This is a genomic window from Pseudomonas sp. PICF6 (assembly GCF_009831705.1).
Classification (GTDB): Bacteria; Pseudomonadota; Gammaproteobacteria; order Pseudomonadales; family Pseudomonadaceae; genus Aquipseudomonas; species Aquipseudomonas rhizophila.
On the sequence record NZ_WUUD01000025.1, the window covers coordinates 90,454 to 107,461 of the forward strand.

General features: G+C 59.9%; 17 protein-coding genes and 1 tRNA gene. 6 read left to right on the top strand and 12 right to left on the bottom strand.

The features are described from left to right. From GSM73_RS16400 to GSM73_RS16420, 5 genes are all read left to right on the top strand, one after another. Window positions 1-676 (top strand): copper resistance protein B (locus tag GSM73_RS16400; RefSeq protein ID WP_256676932.1); only part of this gene is annotated, 676 nt, incomplete at its 5' end. 59 nt (window positions 677-735) lie between these two features. After that, window positions 736-1,122 (top strand): copper homeostasis periplasmic binding protein CopC, encoded by a 387-nt coding sequence (copC, locus tag GSM73_RS16405; RefSeq protein WP_047227052.1) that lies wholly within the window; start codon window positions 736-738, stop codon window positions 1,120-1,122. 1 nt (window position 1,123) lies between these two features. Then, window positions 1,124-2,050, top strand: coding sequence for a copper homeostasis membrane protein CopD (gene copD / locus GSM73_RS16410; RefSeq protein WP_256676933.1), 927 nt, complete (start codon window positions 1,124-1,126; stop codon window positions 2,048-2,050). 126 nt (window positions 2,051-2,176) lie between these two features. Further along, window positions 2,177-3,364 (top strand): cyanate transporter, encoded by a 1,188-nt coding sequence (locus tag GSM73_RS16415; RefSeq protein ID WP_160893244.1) that lies wholly within the window; start codon window positions 2,177-2,179, stop codon window positions 3,362-3,364. Between the two features lie 112 nt (window positions 3,365-3,476). Continuing rightward, complete coding sequence (locus GSM73_RS16420; RefSeq protein WP_160893246.1) at window positions 3,477-4,388, top strand: DMT family transporter; 912 nt, start codon at window positions 3,477-3,479, stop codon at window positions 4,386-4,388. 6 nt (window positions 4,389-4,394) lie between these two features. On the opposite strand, the gene GSM73_RS16425 is transcribed toward GSM73_RS16420, so the two are convergent. From GSM73_RS16425 to GSM73_RS16450, 6 genes are read right to left on the bottom strand one after another with little or no spacing between them, the layout of a single operon-like run. Continuing rightward, complete coding sequence (locus GSM73_RS16425) at window positions 4,395-5,816, bottom strand: amidase (protein ID WP_177513902.1); 1,422 nt, start codon at window positions 5,814-5,816, stop codon at window positions 4,395-4,397. Then, on the bottom strand, window positions 5,813-7,153 hold the full coding sequence (locus GSM73_RS16430; protein ID WP_107321977.1) for an aspartate aminotransferase family protein: 1,341 nt from the start codon (window positions 7,151-7,153) through the stop codon (window positions 5,813-5,815). Before GSM73_RS16430 ends, GSM73_RS16425 begins: the two co-directional genes overlap by 4 nt. Further along, window positions 7,131-8,258: an aminotransferase class III-fold pyridoxal phosphate-dependent enzyme gene (locus tag GSM73_RS16435; RefSeq protein ID WP_160893248.1), complete on the bottom strand. Its 1,128-nt coding sequence runs from the start codon at window positions 8,256-8,258 to the stop codon at window positions 7,131-7,133. The genes GSM73_RS16430 and GSM73_RS16435 overlap by 23 nt, the downstream gene beginning before the upstream one ends. 8 nt (window positions 8,259-8,266) lie before the next feature. Beyond that, complete coding sequence (locus GSM73_RS16440; protein WP_047227057.1) at window positions 8,267-9,148, bottom strand: TauD/TfdA family dioxygenase; 882 nt, start codon at window positions 9,146-9,148, stop codon at window positions 8,267-8,269. Next, window positions 9,123-10,688, bottom strand: a complete 1,566-nt coding sequence (locus tag GSM73_RS16445; RefSeq protein WP_107321975.1) for an AMP-binding protein — start codon at window positions 10,686-10,688, stop codon at window positions 9,123-9,125. Before GSM73_RS16445 ends, GSM73_RS16440 begins: the two co-directional genes overlap by 26 nt. Beyond that, complete coding sequence (locus GSM73_RS16450; RefSeq protein WP_047227059.1) at window positions 10,685-11,302, bottom strand: thermostable hemolysin; 618 nt, start codon at window positions 11,300-11,302, stop codon at window positions 10,685-10,687. Before GSM73_RS16450 ends, GSM73_RS16445 begins: the two co-directional genes overlap by 4 nt. Before the next feature lie 171 nt (window positions 11,303-11,473). Between GSM73_RS16450 and GSM73_RS16455 the strand changes: the two genes are divergently transcribed. Continuing rightward, window positions 11,474-12,409 carry a LysR family transcriptional regulator gene (locus tag GSM73_RS16455; protein ID WP_047227126.1) on the top strand — a complete coding sequence of 312 codons (936 nt, stop codon included), beginning with the start codon at window positions 11,474-11,476 and terminating at the stop codon, window positions 12,407-12,409. A 126-nt stretch (window positions 12,410-12,535) separates the two neighbouring features. Here GSM73_RS16455 and GSM73_RS16460 read toward each other — a convergent pair. From GSM73_RS16460 to tolB, 6 genes are all read right to left on the bottom strand, one after another. Then, window positions 12,536-12,611: transfer RNA gene (locus tag GSM73_RS16460), tRNA-Lys, on the bottom strand. A 63-nt stretch (window positions 12,612-12,674) separates the two neighbouring features. Next, window positions 12,675-13,349 (bottom strand): 7-cyano-7-deazaguanine synthase QueC, encoded by a 675-nt coding sequence (gene queC / locus GSM73_RS16465; RefSeq protein ID WP_171061329.1) that lies wholly within the window; start codon window positions 13,347-13,349, stop codon window positions 12,675-12,677. A gap of 19 nt (window positions 13,350-13,368) precedes the next feature. Further along, window positions 13,369-14,016, bottom strand: a complete 648-nt coding sequence (gene queE, locus GSM73_RS16470) for a 7-carboxy-7-deazaguanine synthase QueE (RefSeq protein ID WP_160893250.1) — start codon at window positions 14,014-14,016, stop codon at window positions 13,369-13,371. Between the two features lie 166 nt (window positions 14,017-14,182). Next, complete coding sequence (gene ybgF, locus GSM73_RS16475; RefSeq protein WP_047227062.1) at window positions 14,183-15,013, bottom strand: tol-pal system protein YbgF; 831 nt, start codon at window positions 15,011-15,013, stop codon at window positions 14,183-14,185. 6 nt (window positions 15,014-15,019) lie between these two features. Further along, entirely contained in the window at window positions 15,020-15,517 is a 498-nt protein-coding gene (gene pal / locus GSM73_RS16480; protein WP_047227063.1) for a peptidoglycan-associated lipoprotein Pal, read from the bottom strand. A 52-nt stretch (window positions 15,518-15,569) separates the two neighbouring features. After that, on the bottom strand, window positions 15,570-16,964 hold the full coding sequence (tolB, locus tag GSM73_RS16485) for a Tol-Pal system beta propeller repeat protein TolB (protein ID WP_372241390.1): 1,395 nt from the start codon (window positions 16,962-16,964) through the stop codon (window positions 15,570-15,572). Between the last annotated feature and the right edge of the window lie 44 nt (window positions 16,965-17,008).

Here is a 17,008-nt window from a genome sequence, read left to right on the forward strand (position 1 = left end):
CCGCGCCGCCGTCTACGAAGACCATGGCGGCCATGCCGTGCATGACAGCGCCATCCATTCATTCTTGCTCATCGACCAATTGGAATGGCAAGACGCCGATGATGGCAGTGCCCTGAGCTGGGACGCCTCGGGCTGGATCGGCGGCGACATCGATCGCTTGTGGCTGCGCTCCGAAGGCGAACGCACCAACGGCAAGACCGAGGAAGCCGAACTCCAGGCCCTGTGGGGACATGCCGTCAGCCCCTGGTGGGACCTGGTCGCCGGCGTGCGCCAGGATTTCAAGCCGGGCGACCCGCAAACCTGGGCCGCCTTCGGTGTACAGGGCATGGCGCTGTATAACTTTGAAGCCGAGGCCACCGCGTTCATCGGCGAAGGCGGTCAGAGTGCGGTGCGCCTGGAAGGCGACTACGACATCCTGCTGACCAATCGTCTGATCCTGCAACCCACCGCCGAAGCCAACTTTTACGGCAAGAACGATCCCGATCGCGGTGTCGGCTCCGGGCTGTCGGACACTGAAGTGGGTGTGCGGCTGCGCTACGAAATCCGCCGTGAGTTCGCCCCTTATATCGGCGTCACCTGGAACCGCGTCTACGGCAACACTGCCGACTACGCCCGGGAAGAGAACGAAGACCGCAGCGAGGCACGCCTGGTGCTGGGCGTGCGCATGTGGTTCTGAGGGTGGTTGTAATCGCAGTCAACTAAAAAACTAGAAACCTGAGCTGTAGGAGTCCTTGCATGTCATTTATCAGAACCGCTGTAGTCACCGTCGCGCTGTCCACAGGCCTGTTGATCAGTGGCCTGGCCCAAGCGCACCCAAAGCTGCTTTCCTCCACGCCCGCTGAAGGTGCTGAAGGTGCGGCGCCGGCAAAGATCGAACTGCATTTTTCCGAGAACCTGATGACCAAGTTCTCCGGCGCCAAGCTGGTCATGACCGGGATGCCCGGCATGTCGGCGCACTCGCCCATGCCCATGAAGGCCAAGGTCTCCGGCAGCGATGACCCCAAAACCATGGTCATTACCCCGAACGCTCCGCTCACCACCGGCACCTACCAGGTCCAGTGGCGCGCGGTGTCGTCCGATACTCACCCGATCACCGGCAATGTCACGTTCAAGGTGAAGTGACTTGAGCGCCTCGATCAACATTGACCTGCTCAACATTGTTCTGCGCTTGGCCCTGTACCTGGATCTGATGGTGTTGTTCGGCCTGGCCGCGTTCGGTCTGTATAGCTTGCGCGGTCCAGAGCGGATCTCGGGCGTGGTGGTGCACTTCAAAGCACTTGTGCTGACCACAGCGCTGTTTGGCGTGCTGTTGTCGGTGGCCGCCATGCTGTGCATGGCCTGGGCCATGAGCGGCGTCACCGACTGGAACGAGCTGTTGCCGCACATTGAAATGATGGTGTTCGAGACCGACGTGGGTGTGAGCTGGAGTGTTCGGATCGCGGCGCTGTTGCTGGCGACAATTGCTGTGGCCCTGAACCACCCGGCACCGACCGTCAGCTTGTGGCTGGTCACCCTCAGCGGTGCCGTGGCCCTGGCGACACTGGCCTGGGCCGGGCATGGCGCCATGGACGAAGGCCTGCGCCGTAACTGGCACTTCATCACCGATTTTCTGCACCTGTGGGCGGCGGGCGGCTGGGTGGGCGCCCTGACTGCGTTTGCCCTGCTACTTCGCCGTGCTGAACACCGGCTGCCGGTCCTGGCGCGAACCCTGACCGGGTTTGAAACAGCCGGGGCGGTGATTGTGGTGGTGATCAGTGTGACAGGGGTGGTGAACTATCTGTTCATCGTCGGTCCTCGCGTCGACGGGCTGCTGGATAGCACCTATGGTCAATTGCTGGCGCTTAAAGTCGTGTTGTTCGCGGCGATGCTGGTGTTTGCCGCGCTGAATCGTTTTCATCTGAGCCCGTTGCTGGAACAGGCTCGGCAGACCGGGGAGCACAGCGTGGCGGTCAATGCCCTGCGGCGCAGCATGGCTCTGGAATTGTCCGTGGCGGTGGTAATACTGGCGTTGGTGGCATGGCTCGGGACGTTGAGTCCGGCGATGGAATAGCACGACTGACTCCGCTGAACAGGGGTTTGGAGTGCACCTGATTTTTAAATACCCCCCACCAGATTTCAGTTTGCCCCACCCCTCACATCCCAGCCTAAATGGAGCTTTATCCAGCAAGGCTCTGTTATGGAAAACGTTCGAACTTCAAGCACCCACGCCGTCTGGCTGATGGTCAGCGTGGTGTTGGTGGCACTGAACCTGCGCCCCTCTATGGCGGCTGTCGGGCCATTGTTATCAGCCATTCGCGGCGAGGTGCCGCTGAGTTTCAGCACCGCTTCGTTACTGACCATGTTGCCGGTCATGGCCATGGGTCTGGCGATGTTCTTGGGCATGCGCATTGCCCTGCGCATCGGTGAGCACCGCACCATCGTGCTGTCGCTGCTGATCATCGGCATCGCCACGGCATCGCGCCTGTACCTGGACAGCGCCGTCGAGCTGATTATCAGCGCGGTGCTGGCGGGGATCGGTATCGCCCTGATCCAGGCCGTGATGCCGGCGCTGATCAAATCGCGCTTCGCCGACAATGTCTCGTTGTTTATGGGCCTGTACGTCACGTCCATCATGGGCGGCGCGGCGCTTGCGGCGTCGTTTTCACCGTTCGTCCTGGCGCAGACCGGCAGCTGGCGTATCGGCCTGGCGATCTGGGCACTGCTGGCGCTGATCGCCCTGGGCTGCTGGTACGCCCAGCGCGCGGCCGTCACGCCTTTGCCCGCAGCCCCGGCGCAGCGCCAGGAATCGTTTTTCAGCAATTCGCGGGCCTGGCTGCTGGCGATCTTCTTCGGCCTCGGTACCGCCTCCTACACCTGCGTGCTGGCGTGGCTGGCGCCGTATTACGTGGAGAAAGGCTGGAGCGAACAGCACGCCGGCCTGCTGCTGGGGTTCCTCACCGCGATGGAAGTATTGTCCGGCCTCGTCACCCCGGCGATTGCCAACCGCAGCCAGGATAAGCGCCTGGTCCTGGCGGTTTTGCTGGCCCTGATCATCGCGGGGTTCTGCGGCCTGATCCTCAGCCCGGACCGCTTCAGCCTGTTGTGGCCTTGCCTGCTGGGGCTGGGCATTGGCGGTCTGTTCCCGATGAGCCTGATCGTGTCCCTCGATCACTTGGACAACCCACGTCGGGCCGGTGGTCTGACGGCGTTCGTGCAAGGTATCGGCTACCTGATCGCCGGCCTCTCGCCGTTGATTGCCGGGATGATCCGCGATCAGTTGGGCAGCTTCGAATGGGCCTGGTGGTCGCTCACCGCGGTCATGGCGCTGATGATCGTGATGGTCCTGCGCTTCAATCCCAAACACTACGCGCGACATATCAGCTAGTGACGTCAAAGGGCTGCAGTTGACTGCGGCCCTGTTTTTCACACTCACCATGACAGCCGGCCGATTTGTCCCTCATGACGTTCCGGTATTTGAAAGCAGGAATAGAACCTTGATGAAAAACGTCGGTTTCGCAGCCGCTCACTGGGGCATGCTCATCTGGGCAATCCTGATCGCAGCGTCGTTCTTTGCCGCGGCGCAGGTCAGTCAGTCAATCGATCCGATCCTGCTCACCGGCTTGCGACTGCTGTTTTCCGCCCTGATGTTCCTGCCGCTGTTACTGCTGAAAAAAACCTCGCCTGTCTCCGGCAAAGGCCTGCTGGCCCATGCCGTACTTGGCCTGTTGCTGGCAACGTACTTCGGTTCGTTGTTCGAAGCGTTGCGCTACACCTCGGCGGTCAATACCGCGACGCTGTACACGCTGGTGCCGTTGATGACCTTGTTGTTCGAGGTATTTCTGCTGCCCAACCCAAGCCTCAAGACCCGCCTGCTGCCGATGTCGACCGCAGCGATCGGCGCAGTGTTGCTGACCCTCAAGGGGTCGGCTCCGGGACAATTGCCGGCGCTCTATCCCGTGCTGGTTTTCGGCGCCGGTTGCCTGGCGATGGCGCTGTATTCCCCCCTCAGCCAACGGTTCAAGGTCCGCGCGCTGAAAGGCCGCGACCCGGTGACGATGACGTTCTGGAACATGCTGTTCGGGGCGCTGTTTCTGCTGGTGTTTTGCCTGTTCAGCGGCGGCTGGCGCAGCGCTCTGCAGTTGTCGACGCTGGACATCGGCTGGCTGATGTACCTGGCCGTGTTCGGCACCCTCGCCACTTTCTGGCTGTTGCACCGGGCAATTGGGGTAATCGCGCCGTCCACGGTGGTTTCCTATGTCTACCTCAGCACCCTGTTCGTGACCGTACTGCACTGGTTCTGGCTCAGGCAGCAACCGCTGATGATCGAGATCCTCGGTGCTGCCCTGGTGGGTATCGGCATGCTGGCACTGGTGCTCAGCAGCCGAAACACCAGAACCGTCACGGCTTGAGGGCGGTCAGTACGTCGATGCCGGACGGGGCGTAACCGGACTCCAGCGCTCCAGCTCACGCTCCAGGAAAGCAGCCACTGCCAACAACCGTTCTTCCTGCCAATGAGGCCCGACAATCTGGATGCCGATAGGCATCCCGGTAGTCGGGTCCGTTCCGGCGCGGATCACTACTGCCGGGGAACCGCTGAGGCTGAACGGGAACACGAAGGCATACCGGTCGCGATCCTCCAGGGACTCCCCGTGACGGAACGCCACGTCCGGAAATACCGGGCAGATGAACAGGTCATGCTGCTTGAAGAATTTCGCCAACTCATAGCGAAACGTATCGATCATGATCCAGTCGCGTTTGACCTCATCCACGGTCAACTCCACCGCTTCGCTCATGTCCAGCAATTGAGCGATGGCCGGGGTAAAACGTCGCTTGTTCATGGACTCGAACAATTGCCGCCAACCGCGACCGGCGTCAGCGCCGGTGATGAACACCCGCCACAGCACATCACAGGCCTCATCGAGCATCGGCGGCGCGACCGTGCTCACCTCGGCCACCACCGGACCCAGGCATCGTTCGACGTGCTGCAATACCTGGCTCACCGCCGCGCTGACCGGCGGGCGGCTCGACGCCGAGAACAGCGCCACCCGCAGGTTGGCCAGCGGCTCGCTGGCGGTGAACGGTACATCGACGGTGTCCGGATCCTGCCCGTCGGCACCGCTGATCAATTGGCCCAGCAGCGCCAGGTCATCGACATAGCGGCCCATCACGCCAAAGGCCGAGGTCATGTGGAACAGCCCGGAACGGTCATTGGGAAACTGGCCGGTCAGCGGCACCCGCCCCTGGGTCAGTTTCAAGCCGCAGATGCCATTGAAGTGCGCCGGTATCCGCACACTGCCACATGCATCGGACGCCAGCCCGGCCGGCGAGCATCCGGCAGCGATCGCCGCTGCCTCACCGCCGCTGCTGCCGCCGGCGGAGCGTTGCAGGTCGTGGGGGTTCAGGGTCCGGCCATAGACCAGGTTTTCGGTTTCGAAAGCCATGCACAGTTCAGGCACATTGCTGATGCCCAGAATGATCGCCCCGGCCTGTCGAAGCCGGGCAACGGCCGTTGCGTCCTGCTCGCTGGGTTCGCCCAACAGCTCCCCCAGCCCTCGGGACATCTTGAAACCACGCACATGCAGGACATCCTTGATGGTGATGGGAATGCCATGCAGCGGGCCACTGATCTGGCCAACGCGCGCCATCTCGTCAGCCTCGCGAGCCTGGCGCCGCAGTTCCTCGACTGGCGCCAGCTGGATCAGTGCGTTGATGTGCCGGTTACGCTCAGCGATGCGTTGCAGGTAAAACTCCAGCAACGTGACACTGGTCAGCACGCCACGTCGCAGCAGACCGGCCATTTCCCGCAGGGTCAGCGTATCGGGGTTGAACAGGCTCATGACGCCTCCTTGCTGCGCAGCCACTTGTTGGGCAACAGATACATGTTGCGCACCACTAGGGAAAACGCTTTCACCGCCAGCGCCGGGCGCCGATCGATGGCTTGCAGGGACTCTTCGATCATCGCCAGGACATGCTGCAAGGCTTCGGGCGTGATATTCAGCGGCGGATAAAAACGCAGCACCGGGCGTTCGGCCTTTTCATTCATGGAATGCCCGGCGTGGACGCCACGCTTGCCAAGTTCCATGCTCATCAGCGCCTCATAGACCGAACCACGCAGGCGCAGGCCCGTCATCAGGCCGACGCCCGGCACATCCTCGATGATGTGCGGATAACGCAAGGCCAGTCGTTGCAGACCGTGGCGCAGCAACCCACCGTTGACCCGCGACAGCTCCACCAGGTTGTGTTGCTCGATGTAGTCGATGGCCGCGAGCGCCGAGGCACACGCTAGCGGATGCCCGCCATTGGTTCGCGTGTCGGGCTCGATTTCGCTGAGTGGATACTGGGTGGCCAGGCGCCGGCTGTACATGGCGCAAGCGAACGAGGTGTAGCCGCCGGTCAGGCCCTTGGAGAGGATCATGATGTCAGGCACCACGTCGTCATATTGCACGGCGAACCATTTGCCGCAACGGCCGAAACCGGTCTGGATTTCATCCGCCACCAGCAGCGTGCCCGTGGCGTCGCACAAGGCTCGAAGGTTGGCCATGTAGCCCACCGGGGGCACCTGCAGATGAGCGCCGCCCAGAATCGGCTCGACGTACACCGCACAGACACCCTCGCCCACGGCCTTTTGCAGGGCGGCGAAATCGCCGTAGGGGACACAGGTCACTTCGGGGCAAGCGATGCCATAACTGCTGTGGTGCTGTTGCTGGCCCAGAATGCTCATCGCCGCCAAAGTCTTGCCATGATAAGAGCCGCTCATCACGACGATCCTGCGCCGCTGAGGCTGGATCCGCAGCACATAACGCAGACTCTGCTCGACGGCCTCGGCACCCGAGACCATGAATTGCACGTCGCCCCATTCTCCCGGCACCAGTTGGCAAAGCCGCTCGGAAAGCTTGTCTTGAAGCGGATGGCGCCGGCCTTCCGGGACCCAGGCCAACTGATTCAATTGCGCCTGCACCTGCTCACGCACCGTCGGGTTGCGATGCCCGACGATAAACACCCCGTAGCTGCACGCGCAGTCAATGAAGCGCTTGCCGGTGTGATCGGTGACATGGATGCCATCGGTCTGCTGTTCTACGCTGGTCTTGCCCAGGCGATACAGCTTGGCCGCCGAGGCGCTCCAGTGCCGCTGGCAATCATCCAGCAGTTGTTCATGCGGCCTGAGTAAGGACATGGCTTAGCGTCTCCTTGATGAGGTGGGCGGCACGTTGAATCTGTTCGGGGCGTGCAGTGATCGGGCAGCGCAAGATCAATTCGCGGCCCCGGGGTGGGCTGATATAAACGCCTTGCTGGTAAAGCGCTTCGCACAGCAGGGACGGTTGCAGATCATCGGCCAGCGGCAGACTGACCCAGCCACCCACGGCCACCGCTCCGAATGGCGCCAGGGTTTGCACCAGCCGCTGACCGTTCTCCAGACAATGCAGAGGCGAGTCGTGGGCCTGCACATAATCCAGGGCTGCCAGGGCCGCTACACACGCCATCGGATTACCAGCGGTGGTGCTGCCGTGTTTGGCCGGACTGCTGCGCCCATAGACCTGCCAGGCCATGCGCTCGCTGCAGGTATAGGTGCCGATGGGAATCGCGCTGCCCCCCAAGGGGCCCCCAAGCACGACAATGTCCGGGACAGGACGATAACGCTGGAAACCGAACAGCGTCCCCAAGCTACCGAGGCAACTGTGGGTGTCGACCGCGATGACCGGCGCGCCAGCCTGTGCTGCGCGGGCATGCAATTGCTCGAGCAGTGCAGGATCGAGCAGTTGCAATTGGCCGCTGGCATCCACGCGGGTGTTGCTGTGGCACACCGCGAAACAATCGCTCCAGTCCACCGTGTCCAGGTCAGCGAGATGCCGAATCGCCACTCGCTTGAACCCTAGAAAACTCTGCACGGCCAGATCATCTTGCGCGGCGCTGAGGCAACGTCCGTAGGTCAGCGCGCCATAATCCCCCCCCTGGATGAACACGATGGTGTTGCCCTTGGGCTTGAGGCCCTTGCACAACTTCAATGCGCCCTCGAACGCCTCATCCCCGGAGCTGCACACATAAGAGTTGACGAGCGGCGCAGGCAGCAGCTCGGCCAGGCGTCGGCACAAGGCAATAAGCGGTTGGGACATCAGCACCCGGTTGGATAACCCCATGATGTCCGCTTGGCGACTGACCGCCTCGATCACCGGCGGCACCTGGAAACCGAACCCGCCGCTCAGGTCGATAATCTGCCGGCCATCGCCATCGAGATAACTCTCGTACTGTCCACTGACAATGTATTTGTTGTTGTTCGTCATGATGAGTCTCAGCGATAGCTCAAGGCGTTGAAGATGCGTCGACGTTCGTCGACGATGGTTTCACGACCGTGCATGACCCGACGGTTGTCGATCATCACCACGTCGTGATCGCGCCAGCCAACCGGGCAGGTGTACTGGGCGGACACTTCGGCAATTTCCCGCAGAAACCCGGCAGGAATCGGCTGCCCCCCCACGGTGTCGATCACCGGAGCTTCGTAGTTGAAGGAAGGTCCCAGGATGCTGTTGGCGAAGGCCGGACGCTGGCTGAACGCGGACGTGAGGATCGCCGGGGTGCTGAAGGCGTAGTGAATGGAGTCATCGGCCGGGTTGAAGGAAATAACCGTCTGCGGGTCCTCCCCGATGATTTGCCACAGGTCCTCGATTTCGACGGCCGCCGGGTCCGACAACGCTGGCGAATAGTGGCAAACCAAACGACGCCACTTTTCCCCCGCAACGGTACGGCTGTAGCGGATAGGGTTTTCTTCAAAAAAACTGCGGCAGGCTGGAGACAGTTTCGCCAACACCTTCTCACCGTCACACAACGTCGTTTGCGACCCCTTGCGTGGTGCTTCCTGACAATAGAACCAAGTCATGTCCGGCCAGAACGGCGAGTTACCGTTTTCGCAGTGCAGGCCAACCGCCTGATGTCCCGCGTCCACCAACTGTGCCGCGCCGCCCACCATGACGCGGGCCGGATCCAGGCTCAGCCGCGAACTGTTTTGTTTGACGTAGGCGCTGAAATCTTCGGCGCTGTGGATACAGTTACGAAACAGCACGACCCCGTAATGGCCCAGCAGCTCATACAGCTCGCTCTTGCCCAGGCTGGCGAAGTGGTGCGACTCGACGATGGAGATGTCCGCGGTTTCAAAGTGAAAAGCAGGCGTGGTCATTGGATGCAATCCCTTGCAGAGTGGAAAAAACAGTGGCGATGTCGGCGCGTTTTGGCCGGCCGGTAACGGTGTAAAGCTGCTCGATCAACGGGTCGTCTTGGGTCAACAACCAGAGTCGGCTGGGTCTTTCGATGTCGGAAAAACGCCGGGCGGACCAGGCCACCAGCTCATCGCGCGCGGGGGCCGACTCGACACACAGCAACGCCACCAGGCCATGGTGCTCATCGAAAAACACTGCGGCATCGTTGACGCCGGGGTATTTGCGATACTCCAGCTCAACCTGTTCAGGGCTGACGTTGCGCCCGTTGGGCAGGCAGATCACGTTCTTCTTACGCCCGTGCACATAGAGGTAGCCATCGTCGTCCAGCATGCCCAGGTCTCCAGTGTCCATCCAGCCATCGGCAGACATGGAGCAGGCACTGGGGTCCGTGCCGGAATAGCCACTGAACAGTGAGCTGCTCTTGACCTCAATGGTCTGGTCGGCGCCGATACGCACCTGGACATGGGGCAAGGGTTTGCCCACGCTGCCCAGGCGCTGCTGTTCGAAGGTGTTCATGCTGACCACCGAGGCGTTCTCGGACAGGCCGTAGCCTTGGTACACAGCAATGCCCCGTTCTTCCAGTCCGCGCAGTACATCGATGCTGACCGCCGCACCGCCACAGGTAATATGCGCACCCGATTGCAGATAGCGCGCCAGTCTCTCGCCCTGCTCGCCGCCCTCGTCCATTTGTTCCAGGAAGCGGTTGACCATCACCGGCGGCACTGTCAGGGCCGTTGGCTGGACCTGCAGGATCCACTCGACCAGACGCTGTGGCGAAGCCCCAGGCTCGCCGAGCAATGCTTCGTTCGGTGGCAAGAAATGCACGGTTCCGCCCGCCAGCAACGGTAGATAGGCGGCAGTCACCTGTTCGAGCAGCAAACTCAAGGGCACCAGCGACAGGTAACGGCGATGAGCATCGGCGGGCATACGTTGACGCAGCGATGCCAGCACGGCGCCGACCGCCTGGGTACTCAACTGCACGCCCTTCGGGCGACTGGTCGTGCCCGAGGTGTGAATGATTTTGCAGATCCAGTCTTCATCACCGTCGGGCGTATGCAACAAAGGCTGTTCGATGACCGGCTCGCTGATGTGGCGCAAACGGCTTTCAGGGAAATTCAACTTCCATCGCTGCGCCAGTGTCCGCTGCCCGGCGGCATCCACTACAAACCCGTCGCAACGCTCGGCCAGGTGCTCCGCCTGAGCCTGGCTGAAAGCCAATGGCAACGGTAACGCGGTAATCCCGGCAAACAAGCAAGCAAGATCGGCCACCAGCCAGTCGCTGCTGTTACGCGTGGCAATTCCCAAAACCACATGATCGCCATGGGCCGGGCTGGGAAAACGCCGTTGCAGTTCGGCGGCCAGATTGAGGGCACGATGTTCCAGCTCGCCATAGGTCAATGCCACCGGCTCGCCGCCCGACGCCGACCAGTCCACCGCGCAGACAGCCTGGCGATTGTCTTGCAACGCGCTTTGCAAGTGATGGATAAATCCGCCGCTCATGGCTGCGCCCTCGCCAGTGAATCGCCAGGCAGTTGGGTGAACGAGGTATTGAGCGTCATGGCCGCGAAACGCGAGCGCTGCGGGTCTACCCGGATGAACCCGGTGACAGGCAATTTGGAGTAATAAGTCCCCCAGTTCTTGCCACCCTCCTCGCCCAGGCGCGCAGGGTCTGCTGTCAGCAGCGGCTCGAAATCGATTTGGCAACTTTCCATCATTTGCCGAACGCGGGGTGTCACCGTACACAACAAGTAATGCCCACCCATGCACCAGGACAACAGGGGAATCATGTTGACCAGAATCATGCCGGCCGTCAGGTGATGGGAGATCAGGTTGCCGATCTCGACAATGTTTGAGCGGTCGATGGTTTTCTCCAGGCGCTGGGACAAAATCACTTCTATCGGTTGCGCCAGGTATTGCTCGGAAAACAGTGTGCGGTGGTCCGCGAATGTAATACCGGCACAGGCAAGAATACGGTCTGACGGATCCTGGGTGACCGCAAAGTATTGTGGATTCGGTTCAACCGACGCCGAATAAGAACGGCGAAATTTCTCTTTCACTACTTCAGTGGCTTGCACCCATAACGGTGTCTTAGTTTCTGCGACGCGAATTTGCATATCGTCCTCCTCCGTCCTTGTGCAGGATTTCTATAAAAAGCGAGGCGAGCATATTTAAGAAAATTCCCACAAGCCATTTAAAAAATAAATGCCTTCCGCTAATATATAAATAAACCCCTTTGTCATAAAAACAAGGGACGCTAGCTGATGGATTGCGCCGAGAAGGATCTTATGCTCAATAGTAATTTGCTTAGAAAGCTGGACATGCAGGACCTGATGGTGTTTGTCGCGGTGTACGAGCAAAGCAGCGTCACCGAGGTGTCCGAGACCCTTTGTGTGAGCCAGTCAACCGTGAGCTACTGCCTGAAGAAGCTGCGCACAAGTTTCGAAGATGAGTTATTCATCAATACCCGTAGTGGCATGCGGCCCACGAACAAAGCCACGGCCATGTACAGCCATGTACTCAACATCCTCAAGACCATAAATATATGCCACTCCGGCATTCAAACATTCGACCCCACGCAGAAAGAAATAACATTCAATATTTGCGCCCCGGAGTATTTCGAACTTCTTATACTTCCCCAGCTAGTGAAACGATTCATTGGCAGCCGTTTCCCCGTCATCATTAACATCACGAAATTTCACAAAGATATTCCGGTTGACGAATTGATGGAGGGTCGATTCGACCTGGTTGTTTGTTTTGGCCCCAACTTTCATCGCGGCGCGAAGGGGTTGCGCTCGCAAGTATTACTGGAAGATGAACTGGTCTGCGTGGTCGATAAAGACTTTTCACTGCCCAGGGAGGAATTTGATCTGGAGGCGTTCGTCGCCTGCCAGCATGTTTTTCCGACGCCCTGGACCTCCGACACCAACATGGTGGACGGCTGGCTCGCCCGGCAAGGCTACAACCGACAGATTGTCGCTCGGGCCAACAGCTACGTGGCAGCACTGAATATGATTCCGGGAACCGACTTCATCCTGACGTTGCCTCGGCGTATCCAGGCGTTGACCTGCGATGAAGGCAAATACAGCCATCGCAGGCCACCAGTGGGCTTACCGAACTTTACGCTGGATATGATGTGGAGCGAGAAACCCGGCCAGGACAACGCCAACATCTGGTTTCGCGAACAGATCGTGAAGGTATGCGCCGAGGACGGCTTGCTTTAACAACCCAGGGAACCACTCGAATCGTCGGGTGGTTCCGGTTTTCAAGCGGCGAGTTTTCTACAGGCAAAAAAAAATCCGGAAATCCTCACTTTCGTGGGCCTTCCAGACTTTTAAAACTGCTAAAAATGGTGGGTCGTGTGGGATTCGAACCTACGACCAATTGGTTAAAAGCCAACTGCTCTACCAACTGAGCTAACGACCCGCTGTGTGGTGGCGCGTATAATACTGATTTCTAAGGACTATTCAACACCTAATTTGAAATAAATCAAAAATAAGGGGTTGGATCGCTCACACCCGCCGCCGCGAAGCCTTCGGCACGCAGGCGACAGCTGTCGCATTTGCCGCAGGCGCGCCCCTGATCGTCAGCCTGATAGCAGGAAACGGTGAGCCCGTAGTCCACGCCAAGCTTCACCCCCGCCCGAACGATGTCGGCCTTGCTGAGATTCTGCAGTGGTGCCTGAATACGGAAGCCCTGCCCTTCTACACCGGCCTTGGTCGCCAGGTTGGCCATACGCTCGAACGCTTCGACGAACTCCGGACGGCAGTCCGGGTAGCCGGAATAATCCACGGCGTTGACGCCGATGAAGATATCACGGGCACCCAGCACCTCCGCCCAGCCCAGGGCCAGGGACAGGAACACCGTGTTGCGTGCCGGCACGTAGGTCACCGGGATGCCTTCGCTGGGAGTTTCAGGCACGTCGATGGAGCTGTCGGTCAAGGCCGAGCCGCCGATGCCATTGAGGTTCAGGCCGATCACCTTGTGTTCGACGACACCCAGGTCCCGGGCCACCCGCTCGGCGGCGTGCAGTTCGGCGCGGTGGCGCTGGCCGTAATCGAAACTCATGGTGTAGCAGCGGTAGCCCTCGGCACGCGCCATGGCCACGACCGTCGCGGAATCGAGGCCGCCGGACAACAGGATGACGGCACGTTTTTCTGCAATGTTCGAGTGTTCAGTCATATCAGCGCCCCGGCTCGTCGTTCCAAAGATATTTATGCAGCTGCAATTGCAGGCGCACCGGCAAATTGTCCGCCACCACCCAGTCCGCCAGCTCCCGGGCGTTCAAGTCATGATGACTTGGCGAAAACAACACTTCGCCAGCCCGCTGGTCGAGCCCGTATTGAATCAGCTTGGACACGGCCCAGTCATAATCTTCCCGCGAGCAGATAACGAACTTGACCTGATCGTTGGGCGTCAACAGTTCGATGTTCTCATAGCGATTGCGATGGGCTTCCTTGGACCCTGGGGTCTTCAGATCGACGACGCGGCTGACTCGCGGATCAACGGGTGCGATGTCCAAGGCGCCGCTGGTTTCCAGCGATACCTCGTAACCGGCATCGCACAACCGCTTGAGCAAGGGGATCGCGTTGGGTTGCGCCAGTGGTTCGCCGCCCGTAACGCAGACGTAGCGCGGGCGAAAACCGGTCACCTGCTCAAGGATGTCGTCGAGGCTGCGCAGGGTGCCGCCACTGAAGGCGTAGGCACTGTCGCAGTATTGGCAACGCAACGGGCAACCGGTGAGGCGCACAAATACTGTGGGCAGCCCGGCCGTTCGCGTTTCACCCTGCAACGAGTAAAAAACTTCGGTAATTCTCAATGTGTCTTGCATAGTCGCCACGGGCGTAACAGCTAAACAGGCTGTCCGCCTCCGTCAGGCACTTCCAGCAACCCCGCCAACGCGCAGATCCCAAGAAGCGTGTTTCATAAAAAGGGCGTGAATTCTAACGAAAAAACCCGCGACAAGCGCGGGTTTCTTCGAAACGGATCAAACAGCCTCACATACGCTGCAAGTCACGCTGAGCCAATTGGGCGGCGGAGGTACCCGGGTATTGGGCCACCACCTGCTCCAGAATGCCCTTGACCTTGTCGGTGTGGCCCAGGCGACGCTCCACGTCAGCGAGCTTGTAGAGCGAGTCCGGCACCTTGGCGTGCTTGGGATAGAGCTGCGAGACCTTGGCGAAGGCCTGACCGGCACCTTGCAGGTCGCCCTTGGCCAGGTTCACTTCACCCAGCCAATATTGGGCGTTGCCCGCATACTGGCTGTTAGGGTATTTGCGAAGGAAAGCGGCAAAGGCCAGACTGGCCTTGTCAAAATCCTTGGCTTTGATCAGATCGAAGGCCGCATCGTAATAGAGCTTTTCCTTCGCCGGATCAGCCGGCTCACCGCCGGCTGCAGGTGCCGGAGCAGTTGCTCCCGCGCCTGCGGCTGCGCCAGGGGCGTTCAAGTCGCCACCGGCTGGAGAATTCTCAGGAGTCGCGGCAGGTGCAACGCCGGTTCCTATGCGCCGATCAAGATCCTGGTATCGCTCCAGGTTTTCCTGCTTCATGCGCGAAACTTCATTTTGCAGAACTTCAATCGCGCCTTGCTGGCGTGAAATCTGGTCTTGCATTTGCTGCAGTTGGTTGAACAGCTGGCCCTGTGCCGAGACAGGGGCCGAAACCCCTCCCCCGGCATAGGCGCCGCTCGTACCGTAACCTGCAGGCGGATAATTGCTTGCGCTATTGTTATAGCCGGAATCATTATCGACCACGGGAACCGCAGCCCACGCCGCAAGCGGCGCGAGGCTGAGAGCCAGAACAGTTACAGCACGGCGGCACGTTCGCATGACGAATTACTTACGCAGTTCGACGCGACGGTTTTGAGCCCAGGACTGCTCGTCGTTGCCGGTAGCAACTGGACGCTCTTCGCCGTAGGAAACCAGTTCCAGCTGAGCTGGGGAAACACCTTGCAGTACCAGGTAGCGTTGAACGGCTTTCGCACGACGCTCGCCCAGTGCCATGTTGTACTCACGAGTACCACGTTCGTCGGTGTTGCCTTCCAGAACGATGCGAGCACCGTTCGACTTCAGGTCTTTGGCGTGAACGTCCAGAGCGCGCATGGCTTCTGGCTTCAGGTCCGAGCTGTCGTATTCGAAGTAGAAGGTGGTGATTGCGCGCAGAGCAGCTTCTTCGCTCAGGGAGCCATCAACTGCACCAGTGTTAGCGCCGTAACCAGCGTTTGGATCAACAGCGCCTTCACCGGCGTTGTCGCCGCCTTTGGACGAGCAACCTACAGCTACAGCCATGGCCAGAGCCAGCGCAGCAAATTTACCAAACTTCAGCATTTCCATCGTGAAACTCCTAATGAACCCCAGTGTGTTAAGTAAAACGTATTGCGCCGCGTCAGTTCAGGTAAGGGGACCAGGACGGTTCTCTGACTTCGCCTTGTGCGGTAGGAAGCGGGAGCCTCACGCGTCCATTAATGGACACGAGCATCAAGACTCCCCGGCCCTGCTGGCGGGTGGCGTAGATTACCATGGTGCCGTTGGGCGCAACAGTAGGTGACTCGTCCAGAGTGCTATCAGTGAGGATCTTTACACTACCGCGCTGCAGATCCTGAGCCGCCACCTTGAAATTGGTAAAGCCATCCTGGCGATGGATCATCACCAGGGTCTTTTCGTCCGCCGACAGTTTAGGGTTGGCGTTGTAGTTACCGACGAAGGTTACGCGTTCGGCACCGCCACCACTGGCGCTGGTCTTGTAGATCTGCGGCTTGCCGCCACGGTCGGAGGTGAAGTAGATGGTCGAGCCATCCTTGCCCCAGAACGGTTCGGTGTTGATGCCGGGACCGTTGGTCACGCGAGAAATCGCCCGCGAAGCCAGGTTCATCACATAGATGTCCGGGTTACCGTCCTTGGACAGCACGAATGCCAGGCGCGTACCGTCCGGCGACCAGGCTGGCGCACCGTTCAGGCCTTCGAAGTTGGTGATTTGCTCACGGCGACCGGTGTCAATGTGTTGCATGAAAATACGCGGGCGCTTCTGTTCGAACGAAACATAGGCGATGCGCTTGCCATCGGGGGCGAAACGCGGCGACAGGATCGGCTCGCGCGATTGCAGCAGGGTCACTGCACGAGCACCGTCATAGTCTGAACGCTGCAAGGTATAGCGGGTGTTTTTCTCAGAGAAGCGTTCGGCCGTCACATAGAGCATGCGGGTAGAGAACGCACCCTTGATGCCGGTGAGTTTCTCGAACGACTGATCGGAGATGTAGTGCGCCATGTCACGCAGCTGATCGACGCTGCCCGACACACTACCGGTCAGCACTTGCTGCTCGGTGGCGACGTTGAACAGGGTGTACTGCACCTGCAGGCGACCACCGGCCGGCACAATGTTGCCGACCATGAGGTACTGGGCGCCCAGGGCTTTCCAGTCGCGATAGATGACTTCGCTGGCCTGGGTCGGCAGGCTGATCATGTTCTGCTTCGGAATCGGCGCGTAATAACCCGAGTTGCGCAGGTCATTACCAATGATTTCCGACATGTCGTCCGGCAGGACGCTACCGCCCTGCCAGCCGAACGGTACGACGGCGATCGGGGTCGCCCGATCGCTGCCGCTGGTGACCAGAATGTTCTTTTTCTCTTCGGCGGATTTACGCGCTGCGTCCTGAGCCTTTTTCTTGGCGGCATCGGCGGCGGCTTTCTTCTTCGCGTCTTCGGCGATTTTCTTTTTCGCCTCGTCAGCTTCAGCTTTCTTCTTGGCGTCTTCGGCCGCTTTTTTCTTCGCGTCCTCGACAATCTTTTTCTTCGCTTCTTCAGCGGCCGCTTTCTTGGCCTCTTCTT

Bases quoted from the DNA above. Each gene is read 5' to 3' on its own strand.
- queE (WP_160893250.1), bottom strand. From the start codon at position 14,016: ATGCAAGACACATTGAGAATTACCGAAGTTTTTTACTCGTTGCAGGGT.
- ybgF (WP_047227062.1), bottom strand. From the start codon at position 15,013: ATGCGAACGTGCCGCCGTGCTGTAACTGTTCTGGCTCTCAGCCTCGCG.
- GSM73_RS16425 (WP_177513902.1), bottom strand. From the start codon at position 5,816: ATGAGCCTGTTCAACCCCGATACGCTGACCCTGCGGGAAATGGCCGGT.
- copC (WP_047227052.1), top strand. From the start codon at position 736: ATGTCATTTATCAGAACCGCTGTAGTCACCGTCGCGCTGTCCACAGGC.
- GSM73_RS16420 (WP_160893246.1), top strand. From the start codon at position 3,477: ATGAAAAACGTCGGTTTCGCAGCCGCTCACTGGGGCATGCTCATCTGG.
- pal (WP_047227063.1), bottom strand. From the start codon at position 15,517: ATGGAAATGCTGAAGTTTGGTAAATTTGCTGCGCTGGCTCTGGCCATG.
- GSM73_RS16435 (WP_160893248.1), bottom strand. From the start codon at position 8,258: ATGACGAACAACAACAAATACATTGTCAGTGGACAGTACGAGAGTTAT.
- GSM73_RS16415 (WP_160893244.1), top strand. From the start codon at position 2,177: ATGGAAAACGTTCGAACTTCAAGCACCCACGCCGTCTGGCTGATGGTC.
- GSM73_RS16455 (WP_047227126.1), top strand. From the start codon at position 11,474: ATGCTCAATAGTAATTTGCTTAGAAAGCTGGACATGCAGGACCTGATG.
- GSM73_RS16430 (WP_107321977.1), bottom strand. From the start codon at position 7,153: ATGTCCTTACTCAGGCCGCATGAACAACTGCTGGATGATTGCCAGCGG.
- GSM73_RS16440 (WP_047227057.1), bottom strand. From the start codon at position 9,148: ATGACCACGCCTGCTTTTCACTTTGAAACCGCGGACATCTCCATCGTC.
- GSM73_RS16445 (WP_107321975.1), bottom strand. From the start codon at position 10,688: ATGAGCGGCGGATTTATCCATCACTTGCAAAGCGCGTTGCAAGACAAT.
- GSM73_RS16450 (WP_047227059.1), bottom strand. From the start codon at position 11,302: ATGCAAATTCGCGTCGCAGAAACTAAGACACCGTTATGGGTGCAAGCC.